Here is a 6,932-nt window from a genome sequence, read left to right on the forward strand (position 1 = left end):
CGGACACTGAATTTGATTGATCTGAACGCCAGATTTCATACCTATGGCTGTATTTACCCAATGCCGGGCTTACCATAAGCACAATCGCAATCAGTGCGATCGCGATTAACTTAGTTACCCTATTGAAACGATTCATTATTAATATCCGATTTTAAAACACTGTCATTAAAATGTTATGCAATGTATTTTACGGGTATTAATTGTTGTCTGATGGTTTGTAATCAAAATATAAGAAATAACTTTCAAACGATCCCATTATTTGAGATTGTATTGAGAAAATAAATTCTATATTGTTGCAGCACTGCTCTACTAAAAGCTTCAACCAAGAAACTATCTAAGATTTCTTAGCTTCGGGCTTATTATACTTATTCGGATATTTGCGCCCAAAATAATCTTTCAATACCTCTAAAACCATCGGCGCAGCAATCTTACTACCACCACCACCAGCATGTTCCCCAAAGGCTACCACTACAATTTCCGGTTTATTATATGGAGCATAAGCACCAAACCAAGCGTGATTTGCTTTTACCCGGTTAGGCTTCCAGGCTTCAGCAGTTCCACTTTTACCTGCCGTAGCAGGAATGATTGGTTTATTTAAAATAGTACCAGTTCCTTTGGTTACAACTTGTCGCAGTCCATCGCGGATAACCTTGACAGTGGATGGCTTCATTCCCAAAGAAGTTCGCCATTTTTCTATTTGAGCTTTATCTTCAATTAAATGGGGTTGGACCCGATAACCATCATTTGCAGGTATGGCAAACATTACCGCCACTTGTAATGGTGTCGCCAAAAGCGCCCCTTGACCGATGGACATATTTGCTGAGTCCCCAACGGTCCAAGGACGTTTCCAGGTTTTTAGTTGATAATCATTATCTGGAACTAAACCCCTTGATTCCTCTGCTCTAAATTCAAAGCCAGTTCGTTTACCAAATCCAAATTTACGAGTCCAATCAACTAAAGTTGTACCGCCAACTCTTGCACCTACTTGATAGAAGAATGTATCGCTACTCCAAGCCATAGCGCCAGTAAAACCTAAAGGTCCAAATCCCCTATGGTTCCATTCTCCAAATCTATGTCCCCCAAAAGTAAGAGAACCATAGGTAGGTAATACAGTACGAGGAGAATATTTACCCGACTCTAAACCTGCAGCAGTGGTGACAATTTTGAATGTACTTGCAGGTGGATAAGCCCTTAACGCACGATTGAGTAAAGGATTATTACGACCCCGAAGAATATTTAGAATTTCCTTAGCTTTTACTCTCTGCTTAGTAAAAACATTGGGGTCAAATGTCGGGTAAGATACCATTGCCAAAACACCACCTGTTTTTGGGTCTAAAGCAACAATTGTCCCGTTACGACCTTTTAAAGCCTTACTAGCAGCTTTTTGGACATCCAAATCCAACGTTAGTTTAATATCATTACCAGCTTTAGCCTGCTTTTCTCCCAAAACTCTAAGCGGGCGACCTTTACCATCCACTTCAACACGTTGACCACCCCATTCACCCCGCAAATTTTTCTCAAAGGCTTTTTCTACACCTTTTTGCCCAATTACATCCCCCAGACGATAGCCTTCTTTTTTCTTCTCTTTAAGTTGCTCAGCTGTGAGTTCACGAGTATAACCTAATACATGAGCAAAGTGCTTACCGTGGGGATAAAATCGCACTGCGTCCCGGTGAATCTCAACATTCTTTAATTCGCTAGCATATTCTTTAAGTGCGGTAATTTGCTCGATAGAAATATCGCGAGCAATTCTCACTAAAGAAGAAGAATTTGGACCTGCTTCCTCCAATTGTTTGCTAATTTCTTCTTGGGGGATTTTAAGAATTGCTTCTAATCGCGGACCTACCAGCGACCAAGATGCTGTCTTATGAGCCATTGGCCATAAGTATACGGAATGAGGGTAACGTGTTGTTGCTAACAATTTACCATTGCGGTCAAAAATATTACCCCTTTCTGGCTGTTTGGGAATGATACGAATTCTGTTAGCTTCAGCACGTTCGCGGAGGTTTTTACCTTCAAAAATCTGTAAATATACTAAACGACAGGTAATGCCGGTCGTCACTGTTAAAGTGAATAAAACTAAAAATACAGACTGAAAACCTTTGCCAACGGTACGAGTATCCTTTTTACCACCATATAGGGATGATTGTAGTAAACTCATAAAATTTAATGTAATGACAAGATTAGTAATATATGTATACGATTAAGCCAAGATTCCACCCGGCAGCTAGTTGAAAAATTTTTAAAACAGTTGAAAATTATTTACAGACTAGTTAATTATTTTTGCTTAATACAGTAAATTAAAGTTGCAAATGTAGTCTGCCTAGTAGATTACAATCACAGTAAAAATACGTAAAATAAAGCTATTTTTTTAAAGGCTATGGCTCAAACTATAACTCAAGATCGGGGGAAAAAGAAAGCTTTTGAGTCCAAAGATGTGGAGTTGAAAAATGTATTCAAATTTTTCAATAAAGAGCCCGCGATATGTGGCATTAATTTAGACATTAGGCAAGGTGAATTCTTCAGTATTCTTGGTCCTTCTGGATGTGGTAAAACGACTACATTACGCCTAATAGCAGGTTTTGAAAGGGCTAATACTGGAAATATATTAATACAGGGTCAATCTATGAGCAGAGTTCCTGCTTATCGACGACCGGTGAATACAGTATTCCAAAGTTATGCTTTGTTTAACCATTTGAACGTATGGGATAACGTAGCTTTTGGGTTGCGCTTAAAAAGAATATCCAAAAAAGAACTAAAAGCTCGGGTTTTAGAAGTATTAGAACTGGTAAAAATGGAAGGCTTGCGATCGCGCTATCCGTCTCAGCTTTCTGGAGGTCAGCAGCAGCGAGTAGCTTTAGCCAGGGCTTTAGTTAATCGTCCAGCAGTATTGTTATTAGACGAACCTCTAGGTGCATTAGATTTAAAGCTGCGTAAGGAAATGCAGGTCGAACTGTCTAATTTGCATCGGGAACTGGGATTAACTTTTGTCATGGTGACCCACGACCAAGAAGAAGCTTTATCCCTATCCGACCGAATTGCAATCATGAACCAAGGTAGAATCGAGCAAATTGGTCAACCAGCAGAAATATATGAATTTCCCCAAACACCTTTTGTTGCAGATTTTATTGGCGATACCAACTTATTTGAAGGGGAAATAGTCGGAGCAAACAATGAAGAGATCGCAATTTTAACAAAAGCAGGTATAAAAATTATCGTTAGCCGCCAAAAAGATACAAATTTGGTAGTTTCTAAGTCAGTTTCGGTAAGTGTGCGCCCCGAGAAAATTCAATTGTCACTTTACAGACCAAGTATAAAAAACAATTGTTTTGAAGGCAGACTAGTAAACACAATGTATATGGGGACCCATGTTAATTATGTAGTCGAATTGAATAAGTCTTTACGAGTTAATGTTAGACAACCCAATACTGAAGGTAGTTTACCAAACTCAGACATGCCAATTTATGCTTGGTGGTCGGAAGCAGACTGTTTAGCTTTACAAAATTGATTAGCCTGATACAATCTATTTCGCTAATTGATTTTGTCATTTGTTATTTAAATTGTTATTTAATTAATTCCCGATCCCCCTAATCCCCAAATGACCAGTAGAAGAAAATTTTTTCAACAAACGGGAGCAGCATTTTCCGGTTTTATGCTAGCTGGTTGTGGTTGGAGACTGGCTGAAATGCGTGTAAATCCCGTTGCTAGCGATCGCGATCTACTTAATGTTTATACTTGGAGCCAATATGTCGATAGAGAATTAGTAGAAGGTTTTAGTAACCAAACCGGAATCAAAGTCGCAACCAGTGTTTATGAAGCTAATGAAGTTATGTTAGCAAAATTACGTGCTGGAGGAGGTGGAAATTATGGCATTATTTACCCTTCCGACTACATGGTCCAAAAAATGATAAATTTGGGTCTATTAATTAAGTTAAATAGAGATAAATTAATTGGTTTAGATAATTTATTTCCTAAGTTTAAAAATCCCCAATATGACCCGAATAATAGTTATAGTATTCCCTTCAGTTGGGGAACCACTGGTTTAATATATAATTCAGAAATTCTCGATCCCCCTCCGGAAGACTGGAATTATCTTTGGGAGAACCAAGATAAGCTAAAAAAACGCATGACTTTATTAAATGATGTTCGAGAAGTCATGGGTGCAGTCTTGCGCATGTTGGGTTATTCCTATAATTCAAAAAATGAGAGTGAGATTAAACAAGCTTATGAAAAATTGAAAAATCTCAAACCAGCGATTGCGGCTTTTGATACTGATGCATGGCGCAACCAAATTTTGGCTGGAGATTTATCATTAGCAATGTGTTATTCATCTGACGCAGTCAAAATTACTCAAAAAAACCCAAAATTAAAGTATATTACTCCCAAAAGTGGTTCATCTTTATGGACGGATACAATTGCCATCCCTAAAACTTCTCCTAATGTTGATGGAGCTTATAAATGGATTAACTTTATGTTACAACCCCAAGTTGCAGTACATATGAGTAAACGTCTGGGGGTAGCAACACCTAATTTAGAAGGCTATAAGCAACTACCAGATAAATTACAAAATAACACCAGCTTATTTCCCTCCGAATCTACGATAGAAAATTGCGAACGTCTTGCACCTGTCGGAGACTTGGAAGCTATTTATGAGCGTTATTGGACAAAATTAACAAGCAGCTAATATTGCGATTTACTCAACAAGACAAAATTAATTTAATATTTATTTTTTTATTAGGAAGCAGGGAACTGATAACTGATAACTGGTAACTGATAACTGATAACTGACAACTGATATTGTGTCTATTCAAACTTCTTCTAATCAAAAAATTATCAAAAAAAGGCGTCGACTCAACTTAGATTGGTTGGGAGCATTACCTTTATTAGCACCTACTGGTATATGGTTTTTCTTTTTACTAGTATTACCGACTTTAATAATTCTTGAATTAAGCTTCGTTAAAGATATTAAACCAGGGGATATCGTACAACCCAATGGATTTGATAACTACATTAGGATATTAGACCCAGTTTATTTAGAAATAATAAAAAATTCAGTTTTACTTGCTGCTGGAACTACTCTAATTTGTTTAATCTTAGCCTTGCCTACAGCTTACTGGATCGCTCAGAAAGTACCTAAGCGCTGGCAAAACTTTTTGTTACTGTCGATAATCTTACCATTTTGGACTTCATCGTTACTGCGTTCCTACGCTTGGATTACAATTCTTCGCCCCACGGGTTTACTTAATACAGTATTAAGCTATCTAGATTTACCCAGTTTAGAAATTCTCAATACCATTTATGCCGTCTTGATTGGCATGAGTTATAGTTTATTACCCTATATGGTATTGATTTTATACGCCTCTTTAGAAAAACTAGATAAACGTTTATTAGAAGCTGCAGCTGATTTGGGAGCAAGTCCAATTGTTGCTTTTTGGAAAGTCACAGTACCACAAGCACTTACAGGTATTATCGCTGGTTGTTTCCTGGTATTTATTACCGCCTTGGGAGATTATATTAATCCCCAATTACTTGGTGGTGCTTCCAGCATGACTATTACCAGGTTAATTTATAACCAGTTCCTTGGATTAACAGAGAATTGGGGTTTTGGTTCGGCTCTAAGTACGACTTTGATTTTGATTGTTAGTGTTGCGATCGCTTTATTGATTAAGTTTGGTGAAGCTGAACCAAAAAAATGAACCAAATATGTACAAAAATTCAGCTTTTTACCATGGAGTTGCTTCGGAAAGTTTTCATATGAAAGTCTTCGGTAGCTCGGAAACCTCTTACTTATGACTAAGGTACGCAAGTTATTAAGTCGGAGGTCGTTGACTACCTGTGGGAGAATCTTGATGTAGCAACCCCAAATTATATTGGTTTATCAAGCTGGGATTGTAATTCGGAACATATTTAATGATTTTAGAGAATAATTACGAATTATAAATAATGCAGGTCAATATATATGGTTCAGTTGTCCTATTATTAACAATTGACAATGAGCAGTAATATGAATTAACTAATGACTACGCAAGACACTATTTTCGGTAAAATTATTCGTCGGGAAATTCCTGCCAATATTGTTTACGAAGATGAATTCGCTTTAGCCTTTAAAGATGTCAACCCCCAAGCGCCAGTTCATATCCTTGTAATTCCCAAAAAACCCATTCCCAAGTTAGCTGAAGCCGAAAGCCAGGATGGTGAAATACTAGGACATCTACTATTAACAGCCAAAAAAGTTGCTCAAGAAGCAGGTCTTGCCAACGGTTATCGCCTCGTAATTAACAATGGAGATGATGGAGGACAGACAGTTTATCATTTACACTTACATATTCTGGGCGGGCGACAAATGAAATGGCCTCCTGGTTGAAAAATCTATTATTTAATTGAGTTAAAATCTCTTGGAGATGTTGCAATGCAGCGTCTCTAAAATTTAGAGCATGTTTTAAATGGACTCTAAACTAAATATATATATCTATGTGAGTGATTACTCACAACATTTTTTATTAATTTTTGTACATAAAATCAAAATATTACTATTTTAGGCACGTGAATCAAATCAATTTATTTTACTGAAAAAGCTCTTATCCCTCGTTACACAATAATTACAGATAAAAATTTACCATAGTATCAGTCTCACATATTATAAAAAATAATCAATAATATAAGCCAAAGTAAACAAAAATACCTTTACAAAACTCAAAAAAAATTCTAATCTATATTCAGTAGGCAAAAACACCTACGAAATTAATAAAAGACAAAAGCAATTATTCGTACCATGACAACTACATTACAGAGACGCGAGAGCGCATCTTTGTGGGAACGGTTCTGTCAGTGGATCACCAGCACCGACAACCGCCTTTATATTGGCTGGTTCGGCGTATTGATGATTCCTACATTATTGGCAGCAACCACCTGCTTCATCATCGCATTTGTAG

At 37.1% G+C, this 6,932-nt stretch carries 5 protein-coding genes and 1 pseudogene; 5 read left to right on the forward strand and 1 reads right to left on the reverse strand.

What is annotated here, in order from left to right:
• Positions 1-334: 334 nt before the first annotated feature.
• The gene (gene mrdA, locus BC008_RS22355) at positions 335-2,161 is read right to left on the reverse strand and encodes a penicillin-binding protein 2 (protein ID WP_027840637.1); all 1,827 of its coding nucleotides are present in this window, start codon (positions 2,159-2,161) and stop codon (positions 335-337) included.
• 219 nt (positions 2,162-2,380) lie between these two features.
• Here mrdA and BC008_RS22360 point away from each other — a divergent pair, with 219 nt between their 5' ends.
• The 5 genes and pseudogenes from BC008_RS22360 to BC008_RS48555 form a co-directional block, all read left to right on the forward strand.
• Positions 2,381-3,508, forward strand: a complete 1,128-nt coding sequence (locus BC008_RS22360; RefSeq protein WP_027840638.1) for an ABC transporter ATP-binding protein — start codon at positions 2,381-2,383, stop codon at positions 3,506-3,508.
• Between the two features lie 90 nt (positions 3,509-3,598).
• Positions 3,599-4,684, forward strand: coding sequence for an ABC transporter substrate-binding protein (locus tag BC008_RS22365; protein WP_027840639.1), 1,086 nt, complete (start codon positions 3,599-3,601; stop codon positions 4,682-4,684).
• Positions 4,685-4,784: 100 nt separating this feature from the next.
• Positions 4,785-5,696 (forward strand): ABC transporter permease, encoded by a 912-nt coding sequence (locus BC008_RS22370; protein WP_063800798.1) that lies wholly within the window; start codon positions 4,785-4,787, stop codon positions 5,694-5,696.
• Between the two features lie 320 nt (positions 5,697-6,016).
• Positions 6,017-6,364 (forward strand): histidine triad nucleotide-binding protein, encoded by a 348-nt coding sequence (locus BC008_RS22375; RefSeq protein ID WP_027840641.1) that lies wholly within the window; start codon positions 6,017-6,019, stop codon positions 6,362-6,364.
• A 408-nt stretch (positions 6,365-6,772) separates the two neighbouring features.
• Positions 6,773-6,932 (forward strand): annotated as a pseudogene (locus BC008_RS48555) (photosystem II q(b) protein); the annotation flags it as partial.

Origin of the sequence: Mastigocoleus testarum BC008, assembly GCF_001456025.1 — a bacterium.
Taxonomy (GTDB): domain Bacteria; phylum Cyanobacteriota; class Cyanobacteriia; order Cyanobacteriales; family Nostocaceae; genus Mastigocoleus; species Mastigocoleus testarum.